Source organism: Epibacterium ulvae, assembly GCF_900102795.1.
GTDB lineage: Bacteria > Pseudomonadota > Alphaproteobacteria > Rhodobacterales > Rhodobacteraceae > Epibacterium > Epibacterium ulvae.
In genome coordinates, this window is the sequence record NZ_FMWG01000002.1 from 93,729 (window position 1) to 119,881 (window position 26,153).

Consider the following 26,153-nt stretch of genomic DNA (forward strand, 5'->3'; position numbering starts at 1 on the left):
CCTCGGTGCTGTTGGGCGCTTGCGTCCATAAGTGAGGCCTGAAACGAAAGACATATGAGATGAACCACTTTCTTGATATTCACAGCACTCCTGCAGATGAGCTGCATAAGATCATTGCGCAGGCAGGGGCGATGAAACAGGCACGTCTTGGGCGCCCCAAAGGTGCGCTTGATGATGCGCAACCGCTGGCTGGCCATATGGTTGCTTTGATTTTTGAGAAACCTTCGACCCGGACGCGTGTGTCCTTTGATGTGGGGGTGCGCCAGATGGGCGGGCAGACCATGGTCTTGTCTGGCAAAGACATGCAGCTTGGTCACGGTGAAACCATCGCAGATACCGCGCGTGTGCTCAGCCGTTATGTTGATCTGATTATGATCCGAACCTTTGACGAAACCGTGCTAACTGAAATGGCTGAATACGCCACTGTGCCGGTTATCAACGGGCTGACCGACCGCACCCACCCCTGCCAGATCATGGCAGATATTTTGACCTATGAAGAGCATCGCGGATCGATCAAAGGCAAAAAGGTCGTCTGGGCGGGGGATGGCAACAACGTTTGCGCCTCCTTCTTGCACGCGGCTGGCCAATTTGGCTTTGATTTAACCTTTACAGGCCCTGCGCAACTGGATCCAGAAGATGAGTTTGTGGGCCTTGCCAGACAACAGGGATCAACGATTACTATCGAACGTGATCCAGTTAAGGCGGTTCAAGGGGCTGATTTGATTGTCGCAGACACTTGGGTGTCCATGCACGACAGCCAGTCTTCCAAAGAACGTCGCCACAATATGCTGCGCTCGTATCAGGTGAATGACGCGCTGATGGCACATGCGAAACCCGATGCATTGTTTATGCACTGCCTGCCTGCGCACCGTGAGGAAGAGGTTACGTCTTCGGTAATGGATGGCCCCCAGTCGGTGATCTTTGACGAAGCCGAGAACCGCTTGCATGCACAAAAGGCTGTCATGCGCTGGTGTCTTGGGGTCTGAATTCCCTTCTTGAAATGGGACCGGCCCTTTTATGGGCCGATCCTCGAAGTTAGTTACTGGTTCAGTAATCTACCACTGTGTGGATTATCGATTACCATCTTCCAACTGCCATCTGATTGCTTACGTAATACAGCGACTGAAAGCCCAGACTGCTTTATTTCTTGCCCGTCTGGTGTATGTCCTGTCATCGACCAAGGCGCAATGTGCATGGCAATGTCACCGTTTACGACCACCTCATGTCCGGCGACATAGTCAAAGGTAGGGTTTATTGCGCTTAACTCTGTGAAGAGCCTCACCTGTTCGCCCGTATCGGGTTGGGGCGTATCGGGTTCAAAGACGATAGTGGCTTTTTCCTCGTAACTTTCCATTACGCGTGCGATGTCACCGGCTTGAAAATACTGGGTCATCGTTTCGATTGAGCCAATTACATCTTTTTGATCTTGAGTCATTATTTTGTGGTCCTCTGCAAGAGTTTGAGTTGTGCTGAAAGCGAGCGCGATCAGCCACGCGCAGGCGTGTTTCATGGATGTCTCCTTCTGTGTGGTAGCGGGTGGATTTAACCAGGTGGATCTATGAGTTTTAGAACCGCATTGGCGTAGTCTTTGAGAGGGTGTAACGGTCCTGTTGCCCGTTGAAGCTTCGCTGTTCTAAGAACAAATGCTGCTTTTTCTGCTGCTACTTTTACCTCTGTAAACGAGGGGGCATCTGAGAGCTCTGCCGAGGGTGTGTGCCCTATGCGTCCTATTGCCATCGCAGCTGGTAAACGTTTAGAGCAAGAGCAAGGGGCCGAAGAATTGGCCAAGCCGCAGGTTTGCGCGGTAAAGGCTTGAACCTGCTTGCGGGCTCGTGACAAACGTTTGCGAAAATTAGCCTGAGAAATTGAAAGCACATCAGCAGCATCGACATGTTCAAATTCTAATACCTCTCCCAATATATAGGCGGCGCGGTGGGGAGGGTCTAAGCACAACAACATCGCCATTGTACATTTTAACCGCAACTCATTCAGCATCACATGATCATCTGGCGCTGCAGCATTTTCATCCGCAAGACCATCGAGCAAATCATCGGCGAAAGCTGAAAACGTAAGACCTGGATCTTTCGTCAGCACTTTGCGCGCAGTCAAAAGATAATTTGTCGCGACACGGTAACTCCATGTTTCAAAACTACTTTGCCCCTGAAAGGTCGAGAGCTTTGTGATAACGCGAATAAGAATTTCTTGGGTGGCGTCCTGCGCCAAATCGGGATCTGCCAGCATTCGCAGCGATAGTTTATAAAGCCGCGATTGCATCCGTCGAACAATCAATTCCAGCGCTTTTGCATCTCCTGCTTGGGCTGATGCGACATCTGTCTTACTTATCTGTTGCATGTCGTTTGCTATGCTCTCTAAGTGTCTCATGATTTATTAGACACGCGCACGGCTTAATGTGTGACAAGAAACTTTTGAGGTCTTGATCAGGCTGTCGCAATTCTGCTCTTTATCGACGTGCTTTATCCTGAAATCCAGCGCAGCAACGCATAGATCAGGGCTGAGATCAACGCTGAGGCCGGGACAGTCACAATCCACGCGGCCAAAATTGTCATGAAATGACTGCGGCGTACCAGCTTTCGACGGCGGCGTTCTTCGGCTGCAATATGTTCAAAAGCGCTGGCCTTACCCTTTTTGCGGCGTCGTCTGTCCTGAAACCATTCTCTAAAAAAGCCCACTCCAAAAACGGCGCCAACTGCTGTGTGGGTTGAAGAGACAGGCAATCCCAAAGCGCTGGCCACAATCACCGTAAAGGCTGTCGCCAAAGACACGCAAAAGGCGCGCATTGGATTAAGCTTAGTGATCTGACTGCCGACCATTCGGATGAGTTTGGGGCCAAACAGAAACAACCCAAAGGATATCCCAAAAGCGCCGATGATCATTACCCAGGCAGGGACGGGCGCATCAGCTGAGATTGCTCCTGTCTGCAGCGTTTGGACAATGGCGGCGACGGGGCCAATGGCATTGGCAACATCATTTGCCCCATGCGCAAAAGACAGCAGAGTCGCAGAGAGGATCAGTGGCAGAGAGAATAATGCCTTGAGCGATTTGTTTTTATTGTCCAGCCCTTTGGACTGGCGGTAAATAATTGGCTTTACGATAAAAAAAGTTAGCGTGCCGGTTCCTAAACCAAAGGGAAGAATGGCTGTTAGTGGCACTTCAATCAGACGTCCCAGGCCTTTGTGGATCAGATAGGTGATAAACACTCCGGCCATGACAGCTACAAGCACCGGTAACCAACGCTGTGCGGCCGCGATCCGGTCTGTCTGATAGAGGATTTGTACCTTGATAAAGGCGAGAAAAGCGGCTGCGATGATCCCGGCCAAAATTGGGGAAATTACCCAGCTCAGACCAATCAAGCCGACAATTTTCCAGTTTACCGCCGCTATGCCTGCCGCAAAAAGCCCGGCCCCAAGCACGCCGCCAACCACAGAATGCGTGGTGGACACCGGGGCACCGATCCAGGTCGAGAGGTTTACCCACAGTGCTGCTGCCATCAATGCTGCCATCATGGCCCAGATAAAGGTTGTGCTGTCAGACACGCTGCCCGGCAGCAGTATATCTGTCGCAATGCGTTTGACGACGGCATCTCCAGCCAGCAAAGCCCCTGTGCTTTCGGCAATTGCTGCAATCAAGAGCGCCCCCCCCAACGTCAGCGCACGGGCGCCGACAGCTGGTCCCATGTTATTGGCGACATCATTGGCGCCAATGTTCAGCGCCATATACGCCCCAAATCCAGTTGCTGCGATGATGAGGATGGGATGGCTTTCAGTGCCAAGAAAGACGGATGCCACAAGCGCGGCAAGCACCACAAAGGCGAGCGCCATCCCTGTTGCGATTAAGGGGCGCGAAACATAAGCCGTCGCAAGTTCAAGCTGGGAAATCCGTTTCAGGTCTTTGTCGAGCGTTTTCCAGTCAACCGGTTCTGGCATATCGCTCATTTGATTATCCTCGCCTGTTCGGAGCTCATGCGCAAGGCCTGCCCGTCATCTGGAATTGATGCTTTGGATGATTATAGCGCGCGCAACACGGCTTGCAATTCAGGTTCGGCGACCAGCGTGGCGGCTTTGACGGGGGTGAACCACGCCCGTTTGCGTTCGGACACTTCAGGAAACTCATCAGCCAGATGTCCGACCTGCACCTCGTAGATCAGAACGGTGACTGGCTCTATCGCGCCATGTTTCAGGCGTTTGTCGTAATTATATGTTCCCAGAGGAGTAGATGTAATGCTGGATTCTGTCACGCCAGCTTCTTCCCAGGCCTCCTGCAAAGCGGCTTCTGCACAGGTCTTGCCGTTCATCGGCCAGCCTTTAGGGATAATCCAGCGGCCGGTGTCGCGGCTGGTGATCAGCAATACCTCTTTGTCCCCGCCATTTTGGCGAAGGCACAGCGCTGCGGTCTGCAAGCGCCGGGGGCGAAAAATCATAGGTCTGAGATATTCTTCCCAGACCCCATTGAGCGTGTGGATCATTTGCTCGGCCTAAGGGGTGCAATCTGGTTGTTACGACAGCCTGTCGGTGATCGCTTGTTTATATCGTAATTTAAGGTAAATAGAGCTTTAAAGCCATCATTCAAGATCAATTTTAGAGAGAAACACCTCCAAATGGTGTGCTTTATGACGGTCTGCGCTTTGCGCGCAGGGTTGGGTCTGCCTGTGTCGGATCTTCCGGCCACGGATGTTTGGGGTATTGTGCTCGCATATCTTTGCGCACATCCGCATAAGATCCCGCCCAAAACCCCGGTAGGTCTCGAGTGATCTGAATGGGGCGTTGTGCGGGGGACAAAAGAGTCACTTTTAATGCAATTCCTGCAACGACGGGATGCTGGGTGACGCCAAACATTTCTTGCAACCGAACCGAGATTTCCGGGATATCGCTGCCGTAATCAATTGGAATTTTGCGTCCCAGAGGTGTTTTGAAACTGCCGGGAGTGGCGGCGTCTAACAATTGGGTCTGTTCCCAACTCAGCGCGGCTTGCAAGGCTGGCAAAAGATCAAAGCGTTTCCAGTCGTCAGCACTGCGGACATTATTTAACATCGGCAAAAGCCATGTCTCCAGATCTGCCATTAACCCTGGGATCGAGAAATCAGGCAGGTCATGACCGTCAGAGCGCACCAATTGCACCCGTGCAGCCAATCTTGCTGCCGCGCCGGTCAGCCGCAGACCTAAATCGCGCACGCCCTCTAACATGGCCACCGCGACCTGGTCGTCTGGCGCGTTTTTCCAGATTTGATCGTCCAGCAGGATTGACCCAAGTCGTTTTTGGCGGCGGGCAACCACTCGGCGATCCCGTTTAGACCACTCACAGAAGGAGACATCTTTTGTCTGTGTTTCAAATAGGGCACGGATATCACTCTGGCTGATCTGACTTGCCAGTCGAATGCGCGCTTCACGTGGATTACCATCCGTATCTAAGGCGACCACAAAAGGTGCATTGGCCAGCGGGTCCTCGTTTGACAAAATACAGCCTTTGCCCCCCGACAGGATATAGCGCGGCGTATCCCCTTTGCGCTTTTGGCCGATGCGATCAGGGTAGGCTAAGGCAGCCATTGCGGTTGTGGTCAGGTCCGATGTGGGCACATGTTTTACCATTTGACCCAATCGTTTTGTTTCGGCTCTGATCCGTTCAATCACTGGCCGGTTCAGCTGATAACGGTATCGTTGCGCAAAGCCTTTTGGGTCTTTCAATGCTTTTAATCGCAGCCCAACATCGCTTGGCGCACCCCGCAAAGGGTCGCGCTCAGACAGCAGCGCGGCCAGTGGGGCCGCGTCAGCTCCTCCTCGCAGCAGCATATGGCCAAGACGGGGGTGCAGTGGAAGTTTTGATAAGGCTTTACCGTGATTTGTAATGCGGCCCCCAACGTCTAATGCACCAAGCATCATCAACAGGTTTTGTGCCTCAGCCATGCTGCCTCTTGGAGAAGGCGTCAGAAACATCAAGTCGTCAGAGGCGGCCCCCCAAAGAGCCAGCTCCAGCGCCAGCCCCGCAAGATCGGCCGATTCGATTTCTGCTGGTGGAAAGGCGGCTAAAGCCCCTTCTTCTCCTTTGGTCCACAACCGGTAACAGATTCCTTCTGCCACACGTCCCGCACGCCCTTGTCGTTGCACGGCTTCCGCGCGTGTGACTTTTTCAGTGACCAATCGTGACATGCCAGATCCGGGGTCAAATCGCGCGCGGCGGGCCTGTCCCATATCAACCACCACGCGCACATCCTGAATGGTCAGCGACGTTTCCGCGATGGAAGTCGCTAGAACCACTTTGCGCCCAGACTTGAGCGGCTGAATGGCCGCTTGTTGTTCCGCAAAGGGCAGGGCCCCAAACAGGGGTCGAATCTCACAATGGGCAGGCAATTTTGTCTGTAATTGCTTGGCCGCACGGCGAATTTCACCTTCACCGGGCAGAAACACCAAAATACCGCCGCCAATACTGCGCGTGTCATGCTGCGCCTGAACCACCAGATCTACCAGCGCGTCCAGCCTGTGCGCTTGTGCGCTCAATGGTTTTTCCAACCAACGGGTTTCAACCGGAAAGCTGCGCCCCTCAGAGGTGATCATAGGTGCTTTCATCAGATCAGCCACCGGGCCTGCATCCAATGTTGCGGACATCGCCACCAAGACCAGATCATCTCGCAGTGCTTCGGCCACTTCAAGACATAAGGCCAGCCCAAGATCCGCGTTGAGAGAGCGTTCATGAAATTCATCAAAGATCACCGCGCTCACGCCGGGCAAGTCGGGGTCAGATTGCAGCATCCGGGTCAAAATGCCCTCGGTCACAACTTCTATTCGGGTCGCGCCCGACGTCTTTGATGCGCCACGCATCCTGTACCCAACGGTTTCTCCTGCGGTTTCGCCCAAGGTTTCCGCCATACGCTCTGCTGCGGCACGCGCCGCCAGCCGTCTGGGTTCCAACATCAAGATCTTGCCCTTAATTAGCCCTGAATCCAGCATGGCAAGCGGCACGCGGGTGGTCTTCCCCGCGCCTGGCGGAGCCTGTAGGACGGCACGACTTGTGGTGCGCACAGCATTCAGCAGCGCGGGTAAAGCATCATCGATGGGAAGGTGAGGGCTATAAGTCTTCATGGGGATGTTATTGCGGGGCTCTCTGCAAAGGTCCAGAGCAACAAGCCTGCGAAAAGATCCGAAAGAATGCGCAACGGCACTGGAAGAATCTTACGTAGCGCATGAAACTGTTGCAACGGCATGGCAATAGGGGGCTCTGGTGCAGATCACAGAATTGGCTCAACGGGTCGTAAATGGAGAAAGACGTGCGCTGGCGCGCGCAATTACCCTCATTGAAAGCGCCCGCAGTGATCACCGCGTGGATGCAGAGGCACTTTTGACGCAGCTTGCGACAACTCCGCGTGAGGCGTTACGCATCGGCTTGTCTGGCACGCCGGGTGTGGGGAAATCTACTTTTATCGAATCCTTTGGTATGATGCTGATCGGGTTGGGTCTGCGCGTGGCGGTGCTGGCTGTTGATCCCAGTTCGTCTCGTTCTGGTGGATCCATTCTTGGGGATAAAACCCGTATGGAACACCTGAGTCGCGAGAAAAATGCCTTTATTCGTCCGTCACCTAGTCAGAATTACCTTGGAGGTGTTGCGCGACGTACCCGAGAAGCCGTGTCTTTGTGCGAATCTGCAGGTTTTGACGTGGTTTTGATCGAGACGGTCGGGGTTGGGCAGTCTGAAACCGTGGTGTCTGAATTATCAGATCTCTTTTTGTTGCTGTTGGCGCCAGCTGGCGGGGATGAATTGCAGGGTGTCAAACGCGGCATCATGGAAATGGCCGATATGATTCTGGTGAACAAGGCTGATGGCGCGCTGAAACCCACCGCAACGCGCACCTGCGCGGATTACGCTGGTGCCCTGCGTTTGATGCGAAAACGCCATCAGGATCCCGAGGGGTATCCCTGTGCCCATATGGTTTCAGCGCTTGAAGAAAACGGACTTTCAGAGGCTTGGGAGCGGATGCAACACCTGCTCAATTGGCGGCGTGAGCATGGGCATTTTCAGGCCCGCAGATCACATCAGGCCCGTTATTGGTTTGAGCAAGAAGTGAAATCAGCCCTTTTAGCGCGTCTGGAAACCTCAACCGCGCAGCGCATGATGGAAGGTCTGGCTGAACAGGTCGGGCAGGGGGTGGCCTCTCCCACACAGGCAGCGCGACAGCTATTGGACGCTTTATAAATCGATAATGGCGGTGTTTTGTGTGGAATTTAAAGGTTCAATAAAGGGGTTGCGCATCAAGGTAGAAAATTTGCGCAAGGAAATCGCCGAAACCGTCATAAATCCGGCGTAGATGGCTTGACCCTTTGCCAAAATCCTCCTAAACGCATCCAACCAGTTTTCGGGCGCAGCCAATGGCCGCGCCCTAGTGATTTGGCGTTTAATGCAGAGACCCGAATTTGTGTCGCTGATGAGAATGCCGCAGATACGAAGGATGAACCCATGTCGCGCCGTTGCGAATTGACCGGAAAAGGCCCGATGACTGGCAACAATGTCAGCCATGCGAAAAACAGAACCCGTCGTCGGTTTCTGCCAAATCTGAATGATGTTACCCTGCAGTCCGAAACTTTGGGCCGTGGCATCAAGCTGCGCATTTCAGCAGCAGCTCTGCGTTCTGTTGACCACCGTGGTGGTCTGGACGCATTCTTGGCAAAAGCAAAAGACGAAGAGCTCTCAACCGCAGCTCTGAAAGTGAAAAAAGAAATCGCCAAAGCACAAGCTGCTTAAGCACAAGCTTCTTTCTGAGATTTTTTAAAGCGCCGTACATCTGTGATGTGCGGCGCTTTGCCGTCTTAATGCTTTGAAAACCCGGCTTGAGCTTACCAGCGTCAGCGGTCATACAAGCGCTATGTGGAACCGTTTGCGCCTTTATATAGTCGTTGGTCTGTCTCTGTGTCTTGCAGGGGTCAGCAATAGCGCTGTGGCACATATCGGGATGCGGGATGTGCAGGGCCAATTCGTCATCTGCACGGGGCAGGGTGTTGTCACGATATACGTGGACGCCAATGGAGACCCGGTTGAACCAACTTCGGCTGCGCAGGTCTGTCCTGACTGTCTTTTACTGTCGTGGGATCTGAGTTTTGCATCTGAAGCGGGAGTGCCGCTTAGTTTGCCAAAGCAAACACAGCTATACGTCGCGTTAGAGCAGTCTATCGTTCTCACGCTTGATGGGTTTGCACTGGCGCGCGCGCCTCCGATGGGGGTCTGTTTCAGCCATAACGACACCCACAAATATATATAACGGAGACGAATAGATGTCTTTGAAAACACTTCTTCTCGCCGTGACAGCGGCAATTGCGTTCAGCACAGCCAGCTTTGCAGATCACAAGTCCGTCGAAATTGAGGACGCCTATGCGCGCGTCTCTTCCCCCTCTGCGAAAACCGGTGCGGCCTTTCTGCATATCACCAATCATACCGAGGTCGATGATCGTCTTATTGGCGTGAAATCAGATGTGGCTGCACGGGTTGAATTGCATACCCATGAAGCAGGCGACAATGGTGTTATGCGCATGATTCACGTGGAAGAAGGTTTTGATCTTCCTGCAGGGAGTGAACATGTGCTGAAACGCGGTGGCGACCACGTGATGCTTATGGGGCTCAACCGCAGCCTGGCACATGGTGATGTGGTTCCAGTCACTCTGGTTTTTGAAAAAGCGGGTGAGATGACCGTCGACATCAAAGTTGACCTAGAGCGCAAAGCGCAGCACGGCGCAGGGCATACGCATGGGCACGGCCATTCTGATGGTAATGTCGAACATGATCACTCAAAACATCATTGATTTGATCTTTCTTCTTTTTACGGCGTAGCATCTATGTGCTGCGCCGTATTCTTTTTCAGGATAGTAATGTGCGACTGAACGCGGATCTAAAGGAGGGCTGCCGCTCATGACAAAGCGCATTTTATTCGTGTGTTTGGGTAATATCTGCCGCTCCCCTGCCGCCGAAGGCGTGTTTCGCGCACTCTGCCCTGAGGTCGCATGTGACAGCGCAGGCACCGCCAGCTGGCACAGTGGCAAACCACCTTACGAACCGATGCAAGAGGCCGCGCACAGACGAAATGTTGATCTTAGCGCATTGCGCGCGCGACAGTTTGCAGCATCTGACTTTGATGATTTTGACCTGATCATTGCAATGGATGACAGCAATCTGGAAGACATTGATGCCCTCCGTCCGAAAGGCCATAAAACCCCGGTTAAGCTGTTTACGGATTATGCGCCTCAAAGTGGCATGGATCATGTGCCAGATCCATATTACACCCGGGATTTTGAAAGCTGCCTCGATCTGATTGAAGAGGCAGCTCAGGGTTTGAAAATAACGCTTTAACGCGCTCAGATATCTAGAGTGCGGAAATTCCCTGCCAGCCAAGGAAGGCGGCTAACAGCCGGATCAATGGCTTGCGTTTGGGCAAGGCGCAGAACGGTTGTGGCAACATCACGTGGTACACGATCGGCCCAATCTGACGCCGCAAACATTGAAATTGTGCGCGCACATGATCCGATCGGCAATGGGAAGACATCCAGCTGATCATGAAACCGCACTGCCCGCATATAGCCAAGCGGCGTCGTTATGGTCCAGCCAATCCGCCGGGCTACCATCGCCATCAGCGCAAGATGTGAGCCAATTTCAAACCGCTCTTCATACTCCAGCTTGTTGCGCTGCAGATGGGCTTCAATCTGGCGTGAAATCAACTGTTCCCGCTCATATCGAAGGAAGGGCAGCCGGTTCATCAGGTCGGTCTCGCTGGATGGGTCTTTGAAGAATCCCCGAGGAGCCACTAGGATAAACGGATCTTGAATCAACGGATACTCGGTGATCCCATCGCGCAGCTCTCCAGTGGATGCGCCAACCGCAAGGTGCAATTCACGTGCGCCAATCGCGCGGCTGATTTCCAGACTGGACGCCGTGATGATTTTAAGATGTGAATGCGTCAGGCTGTCTGCCAAAATTGTAGCGAGCCGTGGCGTAAGATCGTTGTCAAAATCGTCAATCAACCCAATTGTCAGCGTGCTGAGGTGGGTCAGATCCATAACCGTCAGCTCGCTGCGCGCAAGGCGCAACTCTGATAAAACAAGCTCTGCGCGACCTAAAAAGCTCCGCCCTGCGGATGTTAACACCATCGGTCTGCGCGCATGGTCCACCAACTCGCCTCCAAGCGCCTTTTCAAGGTTGCGCAATTGCTGGCTGACGGCGGGTTGGCTGAGCCCAGTGATCTCAGCGGCTTGTGCAACTGATCCTGTCTTTGCGAGAGCTTCAAAAACCTCAAGACCGCGGAGCGTGACCCCTTTTAACAACATTAAACCACTCCAAAACTACCTTTAAATTACTTAAATATTTCCCTTAGGTCAGGAAAGGTGCTTGAGATGGTGATTTTCCCCCTGATGCAGGTAAGAAAAGTTCACCTAAATATATGAATTAAACATAAAAAACGTGCCCTGCTGAGGACACGTAAGGCGGGTTTTATCCGCATTGACGCACGGCAGAAGTGCCAAAGCTTTTGTAGCGTCTCCATAGGCGTTCATCACTGCTGCGATCAGATTGTCGTGTCTCTTGGGCTTCGTCCGGGTTGGCAAACCAACGGGCGACAGTGCGCTGCTCTGACCGGTTCAGCGTGGCATCTGCGACCCGGCCAATACAGCGGCACAGGGCGCGGCTGGCGGCGCGGTCGGATTGATGACATGCACGTTCTACATCTGCAAAAGCGATAGACGCGGGGGTAAAGGTTGCCAGCGCAAGGCTGGTTGCAATCATAAATCTGAGGGGCATGCCTGTTTTCCCAAAAGTAACTCCACACGCCCTGTTGCCGAGCGTTTCCAACACTATGGCCGAGCCGCCGGCAAAGTGCAATTGCAACGGTTTAGACCAATGTGTGTTTCGTGAAGGCCATTCTGGGCAGAGAACCTCCTAAAGGACACCAAACAGGCGTAGGCCGATTTGAACTAATGAGTACAAGAATGCTCCAATGCCGCTGGCAAGGCGGAGGGACTTAGCTCTATTGCTGTCGAAAACGTCCGCCCCTTTGGCTTCAAGCGCTTGGATCTGGTCCACCAAGAGCGCCATTTTCGAAGCGCGGCTGAAAATTCGGGTCGAAACATCCGCGCCCGGCAGGGCTGGTGCGCCATTCGACGGGGGAGTGATCGCATCGTTGAGCAGTTCGGAAATGTCAGCTGCAAAGTCATCCGCCAATCTAGCCTCAGACATCTCTTCAAGAATTGGTTTCGCCTGCTCCAGCGTGTTGCGATCTTCCTCAGACAGTTCTTGTATGGCGAGCTTTGCGTATTCTTGCCTGTTTTGGGCGACTTCGGGGTGGTTTGATCGAATGCCGCGTACAGCGTCCTCAACGGAAGACAGTAGCGCAGTGTTATCGGTATTCTCTGGCAACCACTGATCTTCATGAATCTGTTTGCGCAGGCTGGTCGCAACTCGGGTTAAGGCGAGTTCAGCGTTTTGCGGATCATCACGATATTTGCTGAGAACACGTTTGATTTTGCGTGCATCGCCCATATCCGCCCGAAGGCCGTTGTGGCCATCCAGACAATCCTCCAACGCATCTTCGACCTGATCCAACAGCGCTGACGTAAAGGGCGCATTTTCAACAGGGATCGGGACCGCATGGAATTTCCTGATTTCGGGATTCAACTCGATGGTTTCCGCCATCGGCAGTTGTTCCGCCAGCCACTCAGTCTTGATCCGCTCAATCTCCCGCGCGACGGCTTCGGGGCCTTCCTCCCAAATGGGATCGGGGATCAAAGCCACCCGGCGTTGAAGCTCCCAGTCGAGTGGTTTGCCGTCTAGGAAACCTTGGTACCAATCCATCCAGAAGTTGGTGCCTCGCATACACAGCTCTTCCCAAGCGCAGAGATTAGCTTTGTCACCTACACCCACAATTGTCTCGCGTAATTCCAATCGGGGCTTTTGTAGCGATGCGGAGAACAGCTCTATAGCATTTTTGCACTGCGAGATGAAATGCGCGTCGCCTTCCATGCTGAGAATTAAGCTGTTTTCTATGTGGCTGATGGCGATAGCGTTCGGATCGTCATCTACGGAGTAGAGAGGGCGTGAAAGCTGGTGATCGATATGCTGTGCAGCTACAATCACTGGAGACGAGTTGTCTCTCTTTAGCAGCATAGATTCAATCGCAGCGTCGACCTGCATCTGTGTTGGCAAGAGGAGGCGTTTGTCATTTCGGCGTACCGTTGGCGACGGGATTACGTATCGAGCATTGTGCACGTAGGTGCGCGACAAAATGCGCTCCTGAAGTGATTGGAGTGCTTGGGTGTTCAGTTTTTTTTGAGTTCGATCGTATTGTGTAGCTCTACGCCCATCGAGAGAAGGGCACGTGCTTCGGGCAGTGCGTCTAGCCAGTCAATTTGAGATGCGTATCTTAGTGAGCGCATGGCCATTCGCCAACCTGTGACCCACGAAAAATGGCGGTGTTTTCGTTCTAAGGCATAGAGTAAAGACGTAGACAAATTAGCTTTCCTTTTGGGCCTTGCGTTGCACACAAGATCCTTGACCAATCCAATATTTCAAATCATATCCCTCACCTATGACAGAGCTCTCGAAAATCCGCAATTTCTCCATCGTCGCGCATATCGACCACGGTAAATCCACTCTCGCTGACCGGCTCATCCAAGAGACCGGCACGGTGAAAGACCGCGATATGAAGGAACAGCTGCTTGATAGCATGGATATCGAGCGCGAGCGTGGCATCACCATCAAAGCCAATACCGTGCGTATCGACTACACCGCCGATGACGGTGAGGAATACGTACTGAACCTGATCGACACCCCCGGCCACGTCGATTTCGCCTATGAGGTCTCCCGCTCAATGCGCGCAGTTGAAGGATCCTTGCTGGTGGTGGATTCAACGCAAGGGGTTGAGGCGCAGACGCTGGCAAATGTCTATCAGGCGATTGAGGCGGATCATGAGATCGTGCCGGTTCTGAACAAGATCGACCTGCCGGCCTCAGACTGTGATCGCGTCGCAGAACAGATCGAGGATGTGATCGGCATAGATGCAACCGAGGCCATTCAGGTTTCCGCCAAAACGGGGCAGGGCATCCGCCCTACGCTGGAAAGCATCGTTAATAAACTGCCCGCGCCCCAAGGCAATCTGGATGCGCCGCTCAAGGCGATGCTGGTTGACAGCTGGTATGACGCCTATCTCGGCGTGATCGTTCTGGTCCGCATCATGGATGGCACGCTGAAAAAAGGCATGCGGGTCAAATTCATGTCCAATGACACCCTGCACCATGTGGACCGCGTTGGGGTCTTCCGTCCTGAAATGGAAATGGTCGACAGCCTCGGCCCCGGCGAAATCGGATTTCTGACGGCCTCGATCAAACAGGTGCGCGACACCCGCGTGGGCGACACCATCACCAATGATCGCCATGGCACTGAGGTGGCGCTGGACGGCTTTAAACCCGCACAGCCGGTGGTCTTCTGTGGTCTTTTCCCGGTGGACAGTGCCGAATTTGAAGACCTGCGCGACGCGATTGACAAGCTGGCGCTGAATGACGCGTCCTTTAGTTTCGAGATGGAAACCTCCGCCGCGCTGGGCTTTGGTTTCCGTTGCGGCTTCCTTGGCCTCTTGCACCTGGAGGTGATCCGCGACCGGATTGAGCGCGAATATAACATCGAACTGATCACCACCGCGCCTTCTGTGATTTACCACATCTTTATGAAGGCCAAAGAAGGCGAAGAGCCGGAGCGGATTGAACTCCACAATCCCGCTGACATGCCTGATATGTCAAAGGTTGATCACCTGGAAGAGCCGCGCATCAAGGCGACCATCATGGTGCCGGATGAATACCTTGGCGATGTGCTGAAGCTGTGTCAGGATCGCCGCGGCATTCAGGAAGACCTAACCTACGCAGGCACCCGCGCCATGGTGGTCTATGATCTCCCCCTGAACGAGGTGGTCTTTGATTTCTATGACCGTCTGAAATCTGTGACCAAGGGCTATGCGTCCTTTGATTATCAGATGACCGGCTACCGCGAGGACAATCTGGTCAAGATGTCCCTTCTGGTGAACGATGAACCCGTGGATGCGCTTTCAACCATGGTGCACCGCGACCGCGCTGAAATGCGGGGCCGCGCCATGTGTGAAAAGCTCAAAGATCTGATCCCGCGCCACATGTTCAAAATCCCGATCCAGGCAGCCATCGGCGGCAAGGTCATCGCGCGCGAAACACTCTCAGCCCTACGTAAAGACGTAACGGCCAAATGTTACGGCGGCGACGCAACCCGGAAACGCAAATTGCTGGACAAGCAGAAAGCCGGTAAGAAGAAGATGCGCCAGTTTGGTAAGGTGGATATCCCCCAAGAGGCGTTCATCTCAGCATTGAAGATGGATGATTGATTTGGTATCAATTTGATACAATGGAAAGTCGGCGCAAGTTTTGCGCCGATTTTTTTGTTTGTTGTGAGGTATCAGGTGACAAAGATTGTTGATGTTTTTCGCTCGAATAGAGTTAGGGCTCGTCAAGAAGCCTTTGAGCTTATGTGGGACAATCTGGAAAACAGCATTTGGTGGAACCATTATGCTGAGTTGGACCAGCGAGAGAAGGGGATCGAAAAAGTCCGTATTCAATACGATCACTATCACCCGACTCTCGTGTCCTTTCAGACGGCGTTTACTCCGACGGTCTTAGAAATTGAGAATGCGAAGATCCGAGAAGTTTTACAATTCGGTGCCGGTCGGAGGCTGCGCTCGATCTATCGTGCTGCCAATAAATTTGCGGACGTTGCCTATCCTAAACGAACTGATGTGGCGACGGAAGATGAACAAGCTGATCTCGACGATGCTCTAATGCTCATTTACATTGGCATACCTGCATTTTTCGATGCGCTTTCTGTCGCTTCCTATAGATCCGTAGAACCAAAAAAGTTTGATGAGAAGAGCGCGGATCTTTTTAGTAAAAAGTACATGCACGCGATAGATCTAGCGTTATTACACGAAGAAATCTCGCCCTATATTTCGTGGTATAAACGTTTAACTCAGCAACTTCGGCATCGTTTCGCTCATCGCATTCCACCCTATGTACCCTCTGCTATTCACGGTCAAAGAGATACGAGGAAGTATGAGGAGTTGCAAGGAGAGTATCGTTTGGCCATGGAGGAGCAACGTTTTGATGATCTTTCGTGCATTATGCGGCAGCAAGCCGAGCTTGGTAAGTTCTGTTCAATGATTTACTTCATTGAGGATGACGCTCAAATGCATCTTCAGAGCACGGTTCTCAATGATCTACTTACTTTTCAATTCGTTGCTTTGACTCTCTTCGAGCGGTTGTTGGAATTGCCGGGTTTTTACGAAAACTCATCTTCGGCGTAAGTCGGCTCTCTAATTGTCCCCGGTCGCGGGACCGGGCAGCCCCCGCCCGCCCCCTAGGCGGGGTCTTTGCCCCCACATCGGCCGGACGCTGCCCTCAGCGCTTGAGGCGATGTCAGTGCGATAAACTCCCGTTTGCAGCATCACCCAGATGCCACGATCTGGGATAAAATACGGGGTCTTTGCCGCCGCTTATCTAGGCATTGTCCTCAGCTATAGAGAACCTCTCCAAAATCACAGCGTGTCTTGGACATCCTGCGCAGCACCAGTGATGGCTTGGCCTGCCTTTTGCAGATCACGGCCTGCGCCTTTGGTGGTTTCGCAGGCAGATAGCGCGACCAGCGCGCAAAGAATCACAGCACTTCGGATCATCAGTTTTTGTCCTCTTGTTCTCGTATCTTGCCACTCTGCACGTAATGCGTGCCTTGTGACGGTTTGTCTCATGCATATGCTTGTGTGGATTTCTTATAGTAAAAGCATCTGCGTCTTACTGAATTTGCCGCAGTTTTCCTATATTTTCAAGGTAAGGTCATGTCACTTCTGGTCCAGAAAATATACCTGTGCAAAGAGGTTACACTCTTTACGCCTCACCAGATCCAGTGAGTTTTGCAGGTGGAGCTTCTTCATTAACTTTAATGTTAGAAAAGTTGAATTTGTGAGGTTTGGGGCGCAATGGATTTTGCCGCGCAACGATTGCTTTTAGAACAGCTCCGGCACAATATTGTCGCGGGCGCCTCCTCCAATACAACGCCCATTCCGGGTCTGCAGGCCGACAATCCTGGTGATTGGCATCTGGATGAAGTTTTTGATCATCTTGATGCAAAGGCGCAGGAAGAGCTACGCCAGATCGAAGCAGCTCTTGCCCGGCTGACTGAAGGGTCATACGGGTTCTGCCATATCTGCGGCGATCCCATTGATGATCACCGCCTTGAAACAGACCCGGCCAATCCAATCTGCTCAAATTGCAAACCCTGATCTCTATCTGCGTAACTGATGCGGGAGCTTTGGCTTTTCTTTGGAGTTTTATGAGCATAAAGGGAAACAGACCTTTGTGATGGAGCCCTTGGATGCCGTGTTCTTTGTGTGCAGCTGATGCGCCTTTGTCGTTTTTTGCCGTAACCGGCGGCCCGACTGGGTCGGGCTGCGACATCTGTGCAATCTGTGAGGAGCAGATTGAAGGGGAACTGGACCCTAACCAGATGCGCGGTCTTGCCACTGCAATGTGGAGCGAAGATCCAGCAACGCAGGTACTGGCGGCCCGATTGCTTCAGCGTTTGTCTGATGAAAACTGGGCGCGTGATCTTGCTGATCAGCTTTGGCTTGATGATGAAATGCGGGCTTGGGTGGCTGCCGTGTCTGTGCCGCATCGCGATGCCAACGGAACGGTCCTGAAATCCGGTGATAGCGTGGTTTTGATCAAAGATCTGCCGGTAAAAGGCGCTGGGTTTACTGCCAAACGCGGTACGGCTGTGCGTAATATCTCTCTTGTAGCTGATGTGCCTGAACACATTGAAGGCCGCGTGGAAGGTCAACGCATTGTGATCCTGACCCAATATGTGAAACGAAAATAACTCACCTTTGTCTCAACTGACACAGGGAGAGGTTCCGCCCGTTGCTGCCACTGCAGCGATGTGGCACAAGCAAACCAAACGACTGAACAGACGAGTTTAGCCCATGACCGATTTTGCCGAACGTCGCCGGATGATGGTAGACACCCAGGTGCGCCCTTCTGACGTAACCAAATACCCGATTATCGAATCCATGCTCTCCGTCCCGCGCGAGGCCTTCGTTGGTGAAAGCCAGATCGAAGCGGCCTATGCGGACCAGAACGTGCCCCTCGCGGAAGGGCGTGTGCTGCTTGAAGCGCGAACGCTTGCGAAGACACTGGATGCTCTGGATATCACCAATGAAGAGCTGGTGTTGGATGTGGGCTGTGGCCTTGGGTACTCCAGTGCGGTTGTTGCCCGTATGGCGCAGATGGTGATCGGCGTTGAAGAAGATCAAGATCTGGCTAAAGAAGCGCAGGCACAACTTTCCGAAGTGGGGGTTGATAACGCAATCGTCCACGAAGGCCCGTTGGCTGCAGGGGCTGCTGAGCATGGCCTATATGATGTGATTTTGGTGCAGGGTGGTGTTGAAACTTTGCCATCAGCATTGGTCGATCAGTTAAAAGAAGGCGGCCGTATTGCTGTACTCTTTATGACCGGAGCTTTGGGTGAAGTGAAGATTGGCTACAAAGCCAATGGAGCTTTGTCCTGGCGCTTTTCCTTCAATGCCACTGCGCCTGTTTTGCCAGGGTTTGCTGCTGAAAAAGAGTTTTCTCTTTAACAACGTCGCAGATTTCAGCTTTTCGTGATAGACTGTGATCTGAGCTACATACGATCTTGTTCCGCTCGCCTAACGATCTGATCGGGACAAGATAACAAAAACTGTATTCAATCAGGTGCATAAGATGCGAGCGACATTTCTAAAAAACAGGTCTTCATTTCAGAAGTTAAAGAAGCTTGTGCAGATCGGCGGTGTTGCCGCAGCGCTTGCGGTTCCGGTGACAGCGCGCGCGGATAATCTGACGGATGCAATGATCGGGGCCTATAACAGCAGTGGTCTGTTGGAGCAAAACCGGGCCTTGTTACGGGTGACAGATGAAAGCGTCGCAACCGCACTTGCGGCATTGCGTCCTGTGGTCAACTGGACAGTACAGGTTGCCCATCAATTCAATCGCACACCGAATGTTTTTGGTGGTATCTCAGAGAACGAGACCAATTCCGCCTCGACCAACCTGAACCTTAGTTGGGTGGTCTGGGATGGTGGTCAACGTCAATTTACACGCCTTGCGGCAGAACAGGCCGTTCTGGCAACGCGCCAGTCTCTTTTGAACATCGAACAGCAGGTTCTGTTTCAGGCGGTTCAGGCATATGTGGGTGTGCTCACCCAGCAGGAAAACGTGCGTTTGCGTGAAAGCAACCTGCGTCTTTTGCGGGAAGAATTGCGCGCTGCAAACAACCGGTTTGAGGTCAAAGACGTCACGCGCACCGATGTAGCTTTGGCGCAAAGCCGTGTCGCCGGGGCGCAGGCTGCGCTGACACAGGCGCGCGGGGATCTGGAAGTCGCAAAAGCCACTTATAAAGAGATCGTTGGCCGCGCACCGGGCCCTATTCAGGGACAACCCCCACTGCCAAAAGGACGTACAAATCTGTCGGCGGCGCAATCTTTTGCGATGCGCAATCACCCTATTATTCTGGGGCAGCAATTTGCCGTAAAAGCGGCTGAATTGACCACCCGCGGCAGCAAGGCTGCGCTTGGTCCAACTGTAACCCTGAACGGGAATATTGGATTCACCGATACGCGGGGCACCTCGCGCACTTCGTCAACCTCAGGGGCTGCTTTGGTTTTGTCGCAGAACCTTTATGCAGGTGGTGGTCTGGCGTCAGCGAAACGGGCGGATGTTGCCCGTCTGGATGCCGAAAAAGGCGCGTTGATCACTGCGCAGCGCGGTGTTGCAAGCGGTGTTGCGGGCTCTTTTGCGGGTCTGGAAGCTGCAACAGCAAGTCTGGTGTCTTCAAATGAGCAGGTTCGGGCCGCGCGATTGGCTTTTGAGGGCCTGCGCGAAGAGGCGACACTGGGGGCACGAACCACGTTGGATGTGCTTGAAGCCGAACAGGATTTTCTGGACGCGCAGGTGATCCGCATTCAAGCCAGGGCAAATCAGGCGCTTGCGGCGTATTCGCTGTTGCAGGCACAGGGCTTGCTAACGGCTGAAAATCTGGGTCTCGCGGTCGAGATCTACGATCCAACGCTTTATTATAACCTGATCAAAGACGCTCCCGCCGAGCGCAGCAAACGCGGTCAGGATTTGGAGCGCGTTCTAAAAGCACTGGGTAAGAATTAACGGAGGGTTTTGTTCATAATTTGTTGAATCTATTGTGCGAACGCACAACCGTCGCTACAGTTGCTGCAGAGCACAAGGTAGATTGAGCAGTTATGTCAGATCCCGTTCAACAGGCAGATGTCGAAGATGTTCTGTCCTCCATTCGCCGGTTGGTGAGTGATGGCAGTCAAGAAATCGTAAAACCAGTTTCGCGCCCTAAATCAACGGCGCCACGTCTGGTTTTAACCCCTGCATTGCGTGTATCGGAGGGTGTGAAACCCGCAGCCTCCAACACCAAAACTCAATCAGAAACCAATCCTGACCGCCCTACGTCGCAGGTTTATTTGTGCGAACCTGGGCACCGTGCAAGTGGCGACACGGATGCGCCGTGGCAAAACCCAGAAGCCAAGCTTTTTGATGCGGCAGGCGTGGGGCAACCCGCTGCTGAAACATCTGAAACTGTAGAACACCAAGAAGCAACCATCGTGTGGCGGCCTCGCCCTGAACGTGAGGCGTTGCAAAACGCGGCTCAAAAAGCCGCCGCGGTTGTCCAAAAACTGGCAGAACTTGAAGCCGCAAGCGGTGCTGCACCACAGGAGTCATGGGAGCCTGCCGCGCGTACCACACCGCCTTTCGGTGCGGATCTCACCTCAGAAGTGACGTGGGATACCGAATCAGACGCCGCTGAGAAAGAGACACCTTCTGATACCAGCGCAGCCGAAATCATCGCAGACCCAAGAGAACTGCAAGACGATGTGGAAGAGCGCACCATCGAAAAGGTGGCTGAGCACGTCGAAGAAACTCTGATGGATGAAGACGCCCTACGCGAAATGGTCACTGATATCGTGCGCCAAGAGCTGCAAGGCGCACTGGGCGAGCGTATCACGCGCAATGTACGCAAATTGGTGCATCGTGAAATTCAGCGCGCATTAGCCGCACGGGATCTGTTGTAACCGGCGCCATATAGGCGTCGTATCATCGTGCAAGCTGTAGCAGCTGATCAAGATCCATATAGGTTTCCAGATGCGCAGCCAGATCATCAAGTGCTGCGTCGACACCGGCATCATATCCAATTTGGCTGCTTTGGCCAAAATCGGCAAGAAATGCAGCTCGAAACGGGTCTGATGCGAACAGCCCATGCAGATAAGAGCCGCGTACACGCCCATCGGCGGACATTGCGCCTTCTGTCCGCGCACCAATCTTTAGCCAGGCTCGGGCACAATCTGCCCCTGTGGTTGCCCCCATATGGATTTCATACCCTTTGACTGGGATTTTTGTGTCGCGCGTTGTCGCCTCTACAAGTGTGACGCGTTTTTCGCCCTGCATTGTGGTTTCCACATCCAACAGGCCAAGCCCGTCAACACGGCCCGCACGCCCATCCACGCCCTCGGGATCATGGATGGATTGGCCCAGCATCTGATAGCCGCCGCACAGTCCTAAAACATGGCCGCCGCGTCTGTGGTGTGCTTTGATATCAATGTCCCAGCCCTGCGCACGCAGATAGGCAAGATCGCCAATCGTAGATTTGCTGCCGGGGATCAAAATCAGATCGGCGTCGCCGGGCAGGGCCTGACCTGGGGGAATAATCTCAACACTTAGATCAGGTTCGGTGGACAAGGGATCCAGATCATCAAAGTTTGCCATGCGCTCCAGCTGCGGCACGACCACCTTAAATCCACCTCCGCGATGAGAGGCAATATCCATCATGTCTTCGGCCGGAAATTTCCACGCGTCCCAAAACCACGGGATCACGCCCAACGCAGGCCAGCCTGTGCGTTTTGCAATATCATCGCGCCCGGCATCAAACAGGCTGAGGTCGCCGCGAAACCGGTTCACAGCAAATCCAACGACTTGATTAAGGTCACTTTTCTCTAAGACCGCCTGAGTGCCTACAATTTGTGCAATCACCCCGCCACGGTGAATATCCCCCATGATCACCACTGGAACATCGGCAGCGCAGGCAAAGCCCATATTTGCGATGTCACCTTTGCGCAGATTGGTTTCCGCAGGCGATCCGGCCCCTTCGATCAAGACCAGATCAGTGTCGGCGCGCAGGCGGCTATAGCTTTCCAGTGCGGCTTCCAGCAGGCCAGCTTTGTCCCGCATAAAAGAACCGGCCGCCCGTGTGCCACGTCGTTTGCCCTGAACAATTATCTGCGCCCCGGTCTCGGTTTCCGGTTTGAGCAGGATTGGATTCATATCCGTATGCGGCGCACGTCTCGCGGCAAGCGCTTGCAGTGCCTGAGCACGGCCAATCTCTCCCCCTTCGGGGGTAACAGCCGCATTGTTTGACATATTCTGCGGCTTAAATGGCGCAACGCTCAACCCCCGGCGCGTATAGGCGCGGGCAAGGCCTGCAACGATCAAAGATTTGCCAACATTGCTGCCGGTGCCTTGGATCATGATGGACTGCGCCATAAAAATATCTCCTACTGCGGATCAGTGCCGCGCGTGATTCCGGTGCCGAAACATAGACCTGTTAGGATCTGAAATGAATACGCCTGCTCACCTCTTAGTCGGAGCTGCGCTCTTTGGGCGCAAACAGGGCAAGGCCCCCTTCGCGGCAGCTCTGTTTGGCTCTTTGCTGCCTGATCTGTCGCTTTATGTGATGGTCAGCTGGTCCTTGTTTGTACAGGGGATTTCACCCCGTGTGGTTTTCGGCGAACTCTATTTTTCTGAAGACTGGCAACAGGTTTTCGCCATCGACAATTCCATCCCGCTTTGGTTGGTCTTACTCGGGCTTGCTTTATGGTCGCGTAAATTCTGGCTGGTTGCACTTACAGCTTCGGCACTTTTACATGTCGGTCTTGATTTCTTCATGCATGCTGGCGACGGGCGGCCAAATTTCTGGCCTTTCAGCGATTGGGTGTTTCACAGTCCCGTCAGCTATTGGGACAGCCGATATTATGCGGGATGGCTCGCGCCTGTGACCTTTGCTGCAAGCACGGTGTCCTGTGCTGTTTTAATGCCGCAGCGGGGCTGGAGGATGCGGGGGCTTATTCTTGTCTTGTGGTTTGCAGAATTATGGACGACTTGGCGAATGCTGACGTTTTTCTGAACAGCCAGATCGCAAGACTTAAATTTAAGGGCCTTAAAAAATAAAAACGCGCCCCCCACGGACGCGTTTTTACGCTTAAAGCAAATTTTTGACCCAAGCGGAAATTATGCCGCTTCAGCCTGCGCTGCATTGCGGCGCTCGCTCTCTTCACGAGACAGCGCAACAGAGGTCCGTACACCGCGGCCTACAAAATCCATCAAGCCTTCGACCACGCGCTCGTTGGGATCGATACCCGCGCAGCTCAGCACTTCACGACCGTCGCGCGACCGCGCCCAGCGTGCAATTTGTTCGGGGCCATTGCCGTATTTTTTATCGTCAGCAATTGCATCATCTAGTGCGGCCAAAACAACCGCTGCAAACAGTTTGCGCGCGCGGTTGCCTTGCTCGTTATTATAAGCGGAGCCGTCAACGAAATCTTGCATCTCGTTTCCTTTGTTGTTCTTGGTATTGCATTTCGGCGTGACGCTCCTTATGGCGAAATTGTGACGATTCGGATAGCCTGTATTTGCATATCTTCCATGCATTTAATGCATATCTAACGCTTTGCAATTTTCCTGATGTACATCCGATGGAACGCCAGCTTGCCAGCTGTCCTTGTGGCAGATATAGGGGCTTAAACCTCGTCATCAACCATCCGAAAGGCTTTCTCATGCCCAAAATCAACGGCAACGAAATCCGTCCCGGCAATGTTCTGGAACACAATGGCGGCCTGTGGGCTGCTGTAAAAGTGGATCATGTGAAGCCTGGCAAAGGCGGCGCGTTTGCTCAGGTCGAGCTGCGCAACCTGCGCAACGGCTCTAAACTGAATGAACGTTTCCGCTCCGCAGACAAAGTAGAACGCGTGCGCCTGGAACAAAAAGACCAGCAATTCCTCTATGAAAGCGATGGAATGCTGGTGTTCATGGATGCTGAAACCTACGAACAAATTGAATTGCCTGCAGACCTATTGGGCGAACGCCGCCCGTTCTTGCAGGATGGTATGACCATCGTTGTTGAATTCTACGAAGCCGAAGCGCTGAACGCGACGCTGCCACAAAAAGTCACCTGTCAGGTGGTTGAGACCGAACCAGTGGTGAAAGGCCAAACCGCAGCGAATTCTTTCAAACCAGCGGTTCTGGACAATGGTGTAAAAGTCATGGTGCCCCCCTTCGTTGGACAGGATGAGATGATCATCGTGAACACCGAAAGCATGGAATATTCCGAACGCGCCTAAGGCCGATTTTACAGCTGATTTTGCGAAAACCCGTGCTATTTGGCGCGGGTTTTCTGTATTGCCTAATATTTGTGCGTTGATATGAACCAGTCTCGCAGAGGATCGGGTCGGGAGGTTAGAAAATGGATCTGCAACAACTGGTGACGCAAATTGCAAAGGATATGATAGCGCGCCGCGATCGCGGGATTGTCGCTGACTATATTCCAGAGCTGGCGTCGATCGATCCGGATCACTTTGGCATAACTATCGCCTTGCCGGACGGGCGGATTTACTCGGCAGGGGATAGCGATACCCGATTTTCCATTCAATCTGTGTCGAAACTGTTCACGCTGGCCATTGCTCTTGGCAAATTGGGAGACCGTTTGTGGCAACGTGTTGGGCGCGAACCTTCGGGCCAGCCGTTCAATTCCATTTTGCAGCTGGAACACGAACAGGGTATACCGCGCAATCCGTTTATCAATCCGGGCGCTTTGGTGGTAACCGATGCCATACTGCAGGGACATGAACCACGCGAAGTGCTGGGCGAGGTCTTGCGTTTTATTCAAAGTGCGGCTGGCGATGGTGATATCCGTATTGATGAAAATGTCGCCCGATCTGAAGCCATGCATGGAGATCGCAATCTGGCGCTGGCTCATTTCATGGCCGCACATGGAAATTTCTTCAATCCACCGGAAAAAACCTGCGGTACTTATTTTCATCACTGCGCGATTGAAATGACCTGTGAACAGCTGGCGCGGGCAGGGAGATTTCTGGTGGGCGGAGAGGGGGCGCCGCGTTTGATTTCACCGGCAAGTGTGCGGCGCATCAATGCTTTGATGCTGACATGTGGCCACTACGATGGATCAGGTGATTTTGCTTACCGGGTTGGCTTGCCGGGCAAAAGCGGCGTTGGCGGTGGTATTTTGGTCATTGCACCGGGGCGCGCTGCAATCAGTGTGTGGTCGCCCGGATTGAACGCCCATGGCAATTCCCATCTTGGAACCCTTGCGGTGGAACAATTGGCGCGGGCGACCGGCTGGTCAATCTTTGGCTAGTCTTTTGCGCGAGACTAACTGGGAAGGTGGAGCGAAAAGCCGCATTCATCCATCATTTTGCCATAAGCTGCGGTGAATCCGCTGAGCGAGGCTTCGTAGATCATATCATTGCCAATCCAGCTCTCAACGTAACTCCCCTTTTTCATCGCGCGCAACATGGGCAAAGTGTCACCCTGCTGCAATCGGCTTTGGGCTTCCGCAAGGCCTTCGTCGTTGATCCATCCCGCTACAGGAGCCGCGATGTAGAATTCGCGATCAAAATCAAACAAGAAATCAACGGTTTGCCCATCCTGCATCTGCGTTGGGTAATGGCGCGGTGCGATTTCGCGCAGAGTGGCCATGGGATAGTGATAAGGCGGTCCAGCATCGCCTGCGTAGACTTCAAGTGTCAGGATGGGGTCTCCATCACCCCCAGTCCAGGCTCTGCATGTGACATAGGTGTCTTCGACACCGCGTGGGGCTTCAACTTGAACACTCCAATCCCGAAATGCCCAATACCCCTCAGCGAAACCAGAACCGGCAGTCAGTCCCAAACAGCATCCAAGCAACACAGATCGCATACCGGCTTTCCTCCACATGTAAAACCTAAGTGGAGACTATATGAAAAGATGTGAGTAAAGCTTTTACGCAGA

Annotated in this window: 29 protein-coding genes; 16 read left to right on the forward strand and 13 right to left on the reverse strand. The window is 53.2% G+C overall.

All coding sequences use genetic code 11. The features are described 5' to 3' along the window. The first annotated feature begins 59 nt into the window (after positions 1-59). Positions 60-986, forward strand: coding sequence for an ornithine carbamoyltransferase (gene argF, locus BLP79_RS02915; protein WP_090216019.1), 927 nt, complete (start codon positions 60-62; stop codon positions 984-986). A gap of 53 nt (positions 987-1,039) precedes the next feature. Here the strand turns inward: argF and BLP79_RS02920 are convergent, their stop codons facing one another. The 5 genes from BLP79_RS02920 to hrpB form a co-directional block, all read right to left on the reverse strand. Continuing rightward, a complete protein-coding gene (locus tag BLP79_RS02920) occupies positions 1,040-1,510 on the reverse strand; it encodes a YybH family protein (protein ID WP_090216023.1) in 471 nt (156 codons plus the stop codon). A 32-nt stretch (positions 1,511-1,542) separates the two neighbouring features. After that, a complete protein-coding gene (locus BLP79_RS02925) occupies positions 1,543-2,352 on the reverse strand; it encodes an RNA polymerase sigma factor (RefSeq protein WP_157843953.1) in 810 nt (269 codons plus the stop codon). Positions 2,353-2,474: 122 nt separating this feature from the next. Next, on the reverse strand, positions 2,475-3,953 hold the full coding sequence (locus tag BLP79_RS02930; RefSeq protein ID WP_090216030.1) for an inorganic phosphate transporter: 1,479 nt from the start codon (positions 3,951-3,953) through the stop codon (positions 2,475-2,477). 71 nt (positions 3,954-4,024) lie between these two features. Continuing rightward, entirely contained in the window at positions 4,025-4,483 is a 459-nt protein-coding gene (locus BLP79_RS02935; protein ID WP_090216033.1) for an NUDIX hydrolase, read from the reverse strand. Between the two features lie 142 nt (positions 4,484-4,625). Further along, a complete protein-coding gene (hrpB, locus tag BLP79_RS02940) occupies positions 4,626-7,091 on the reverse strand; it encodes an ATP-dependent helicase HrpB (RefSeq protein ID WP_090216036.1) in 2,466 nt (821 codons plus the stop codon). A 139-nt stretch (positions 7,092-7,230) separates the two neighbouring features. Here hrpB and meaB point away from each other — a divergent pair, with 139 nt between their 5' ends. Further along, positions 7,231-8,199 (forward strand): methylmalonyl Co-A mutase-associated GTPase MeaB, encoded by a 969-nt coding sequence (gene meaB / locus BLP79_RS02945; RefSeq protein ID WP_090216039.1) that lies wholly within the window; start codon positions 7,231-7,233, stop codon positions 8,197-8,199. Here the strand turns inward: meaB and BLP79_RS19445 are convergent. After that, entirely contained in the window at positions 8,194-8,373 is a 180-nt protein-coding gene (locus BLP79_RS19445; protein ID WP_139163160.1) for a hypothetical protein, read from the reverse strand. The two genes, meaB and BLP79_RS19445, sit on opposite strands and share 6 nt — an antisense overlap. 87 nt (positions 8,374-8,460) lie before the next feature. Here BLP79_RS19445 and rpmB point away from each other — a divergent pair, with 87 nt between their 5' ends. From rpmB to BLP79_RS02965, 4 genes are all read left to right on the forward strand, one after another. Beyond that, entirely contained in the window at positions 8,461-8,745 is a 285-nt protein-coding gene (gene rpmB / locus BLP79_RS02950) for a 50S ribosomal protein L28 (RefSeq protein ID WP_090216042.1), read from the forward strand. Positions 8,746-8,866: 121 nt separating this feature from the next. Continuing rightward, on the forward strand, positions 8,867-9,259 hold the full coding sequence (locus BLP79_RS02955; RefSeq protein ID WP_090216046.1) for a hypothetical protein: 393 nt from the start codon (positions 8,867-8,869) through the stop codon (positions 9,257-9,259). A gap of 13 nt (positions 9,260-9,272) precedes the next feature. After that, positions 9,273-9,797, forward strand: a complete 525-nt coding sequence (locus tag BLP79_RS02960; RefSeq protein WP_090216049.1) for a copper chaperone PCu(A)C — start codon at positions 9,273-9,275, stop codon at positions 9,795-9,797. Positions 9,798-9,903: 106 nt separating this feature from the next. Beyond that, on the forward strand, positions 9,904-10,341 hold the full coding sequence (locus tag BLP79_RS02965) for a low molecular weight protein-tyrosine-phosphatase (protein ID WP_090216052.1): 438 nt from the start codon (positions 9,904-9,906) through the stop codon (positions 10,339-10,341). Between the two features lie 5 nt (positions 10,342-10,346). Here BLP79_RS02965 and BLP79_RS02970 read toward each other — a convergent pair whose 3' ends face one another. From BLP79_RS02970 to BLP79_RS19910, 3 genes are all read right to left on the reverse strand, one after another. Beyond that, positions 10,347-11,312, reverse strand: a complete 966-nt coding sequence (locus BLP79_RS02970; protein ID WP_090216055.1) for a LysR family transcriptional regulator — start codon at positions 11,310-11,312, stop codon at positions 10,347-10,349. Positions 11,313-11,475: 163 nt separating this feature from the next. Then, positions 11,476-11,781 carry a hypothetical protein gene (locus BLP79_RS02975; RefSeq protein WP_090216057.1) on the reverse strand — a complete coding sequence of 102 codons (306 nt, stop codon included), beginning with the start codon at positions 11,779-11,781 and terminating at the stop codon, positions 11,476-11,478. A 138-nt stretch (positions 11,782-11,919) separates the two neighbouring features. Beyond that, positions 11,920-13,260: a hypothetical protein gene (locus tag BLP79_RS19910; protein WP_232716303.1), complete on the reverse strand. Its 1,341-nt coding sequence runs from the start codon at positions 13,258-13,260 to the stop codon at positions 11,920-11,922. 304 nt (positions 13,261-13,564) lie between these two features. Here BLP79_RS19910 and lepA point away from each other — a divergent pair, with 304 nt between their 5' ends. After that, complete coding sequence (gene lepA / locus BLP79_RS02985; protein WP_090216060.1) at positions 13,565-15,379, forward strand: translation elongation factor 4; 1,815 nt, start codon at positions 13,565-13,567, stop codon at positions 15,377-15,379. A 75-nt stretch (positions 15,380-15,454) separates the two neighbouring features. After that, positions 15,455-16,351: a hypothetical protein gene (locus tag BLP79_RS02990; protein ID WP_139163162.1), complete on the forward strand. Its 897-nt coding sequence runs from the start codon at positions 15,455-15,457 to the stop codon at positions 16,349-16,351. Positions 16,352-16,582: 231 nt separating this feature from the next. Here BLP79_RS02990 and BLP79_RS02995 read toward each other — a convergent pair whose 3' ends face one another. Further along, complete coding sequence (locus tag BLP79_RS02995) at positions 16,583-16,720, reverse strand: entericidin A/B family lipoprotein (RefSeq protein ID WP_090216066.1); 138 nt, start codon at positions 16,718-16,720, stop codon at positions 16,583-16,585. A gap of 300 nt (positions 16,721-17,020) precedes the next feature. On the opposite strand from BLP79_RS02995, the gene BLP79_RS03000 reads away from it, so the two are divergent. The 5 genes from BLP79_RS03000 to BLP79_RS03020 all read left to right on the forward strand — a co-directional run bounded on the left by BLP79_RS03000 (position 17,021) and on the right by BLP79_RS03020 (position 21,169). Continuing rightward, complete coding sequence (locus BLP79_RS03000; RefSeq protein ID WP_090216069.1) at positions 17,021-17,323, forward strand: TraR/DksA family transcriptional regulator; 303 nt, start codon at positions 17,021-17,023, stop codon at positions 17,321-17,323. 92 nt (positions 17,324-17,415) lie between these two features. Continuing rightward, the gene (locus tag BLP79_RS03005) at positions 17,416-17,919 is read left to right on the forward strand and encodes a PhnA domain-containing protein (protein WP_090216073.1); all 504 of its coding nucleotides are present in this window, start codon (positions 17,416-17,418) and stop codon (positions 17,917-17,919) included. A gap of 103 nt (positions 17,920-18,022) precedes the next feature. After that, positions 18,023-18,676 (forward strand): protein-L-isoaspartate O-methyltransferase family protein, encoded by a 654-nt coding sequence (locus BLP79_RS03010; protein WP_090216076.1) that lies wholly within the window; start codon positions 18,023-18,025, stop codon positions 18,674-18,676. Positions 18,677-18,800: 124 nt separating this feature from the next. Then, a complete protein-coding gene (locus BLP79_RS03015) occupies positions 18,801-20,237 on the forward strand; it encodes a TolC family outer membrane protein (RefSeq protein ID WP_090216078.1) in 1,437 nt (478 codons plus the stop codon). Positions 20,238-20,329: 92 nt separating this feature from the next. Beyond that, complete coding sequence (locus BLP79_RS03020; RefSeq protein WP_090216080.1) at positions 20,330-21,169, forward strand: hypothetical protein; 840 nt, start codon at positions 20,330-20,332, stop codon at positions 21,167-21,169. 22 nt (positions 21,170-21,191) lie between these two features. On the opposite strand, the gene BLP79_RS03025 is transcribed toward BLP79_RS03020, so the two are convergent. After that, the gene (locus BLP79_RS03025; RefSeq protein WP_090216083.1) at positions 21,192-22,634 is read right to left on the reverse strand and encodes a cobyric acid synthase; all 1,443 of its coding nucleotides are present in this window, start codon (positions 22,632-22,634) and stop codon (positions 21,192-21,194) included. 73 nt (positions 22,635-22,707) lie between these two features. On the opposite strand from BLP79_RS03025, the gene BLP79_RS03030 reads away from it, so the two are divergent. After that, positions 22,708-23,274: a hypothetical protein gene (locus BLP79_RS03030; RefSeq protein WP_090216086.1), complete on the forward strand. Its 567-nt coding sequence runs from the start codon at positions 22,708-22,710 to the stop codon at positions 23,272-23,274. Between the two features lie 104 nt (positions 23,275-23,378). Here the strand turns inward: BLP79_RS03030 and BLP79_RS03035 are convergent, their stop codons facing one another. After that, on the reverse strand, positions 23,379-23,696 hold the full coding sequence (locus tag BLP79_RS03035; RefSeq protein WP_090216091.1) for a DUF6280 family protein: 318 nt from the start codon (positions 23,694-23,696) through the stop codon (positions 23,379-23,381). A gap of 227 nt (positions 23,697-23,923) precedes the next feature. Between BLP79_RS03035 and efp the strand changes: the two genes are divergently transcribed. Then, entirely contained in the window at positions 23,924-24,487 is a 564-nt protein-coding gene (efp, locus tag BLP79_RS03040; RefSeq protein WP_090216095.1) for an elongation factor P, read from the forward strand. A 122-nt stretch (positions 24,488-24,609) separates the two neighbouring features. Beyond that, positions 24,610-25,521 (forward strand): glutaminase, encoded by a 912-nt coding sequence (locus tag BLP79_RS03045; RefSeq protein ID WP_090216098.1) that lies wholly within the window; start codon positions 24,610-24,612, stop codon positions 25,519-25,521. A 14-nt stretch (positions 25,522-25,535) separates the two neighbouring features. On the opposite strand, the gene BLP79_RS03050 is transcribed toward BLP79_RS03045, so the two are convergent. Next, entirely contained in the window at positions 25,536-26,081 is a 546-nt protein-coding gene (locus BLP79_RS03050; RefSeq protein ID WP_090216101.1) for a hypothetical protein, read from the reverse strand. Between the last annotated feature and the right edge of the window lie 72 nt (positions 26,082-26,153).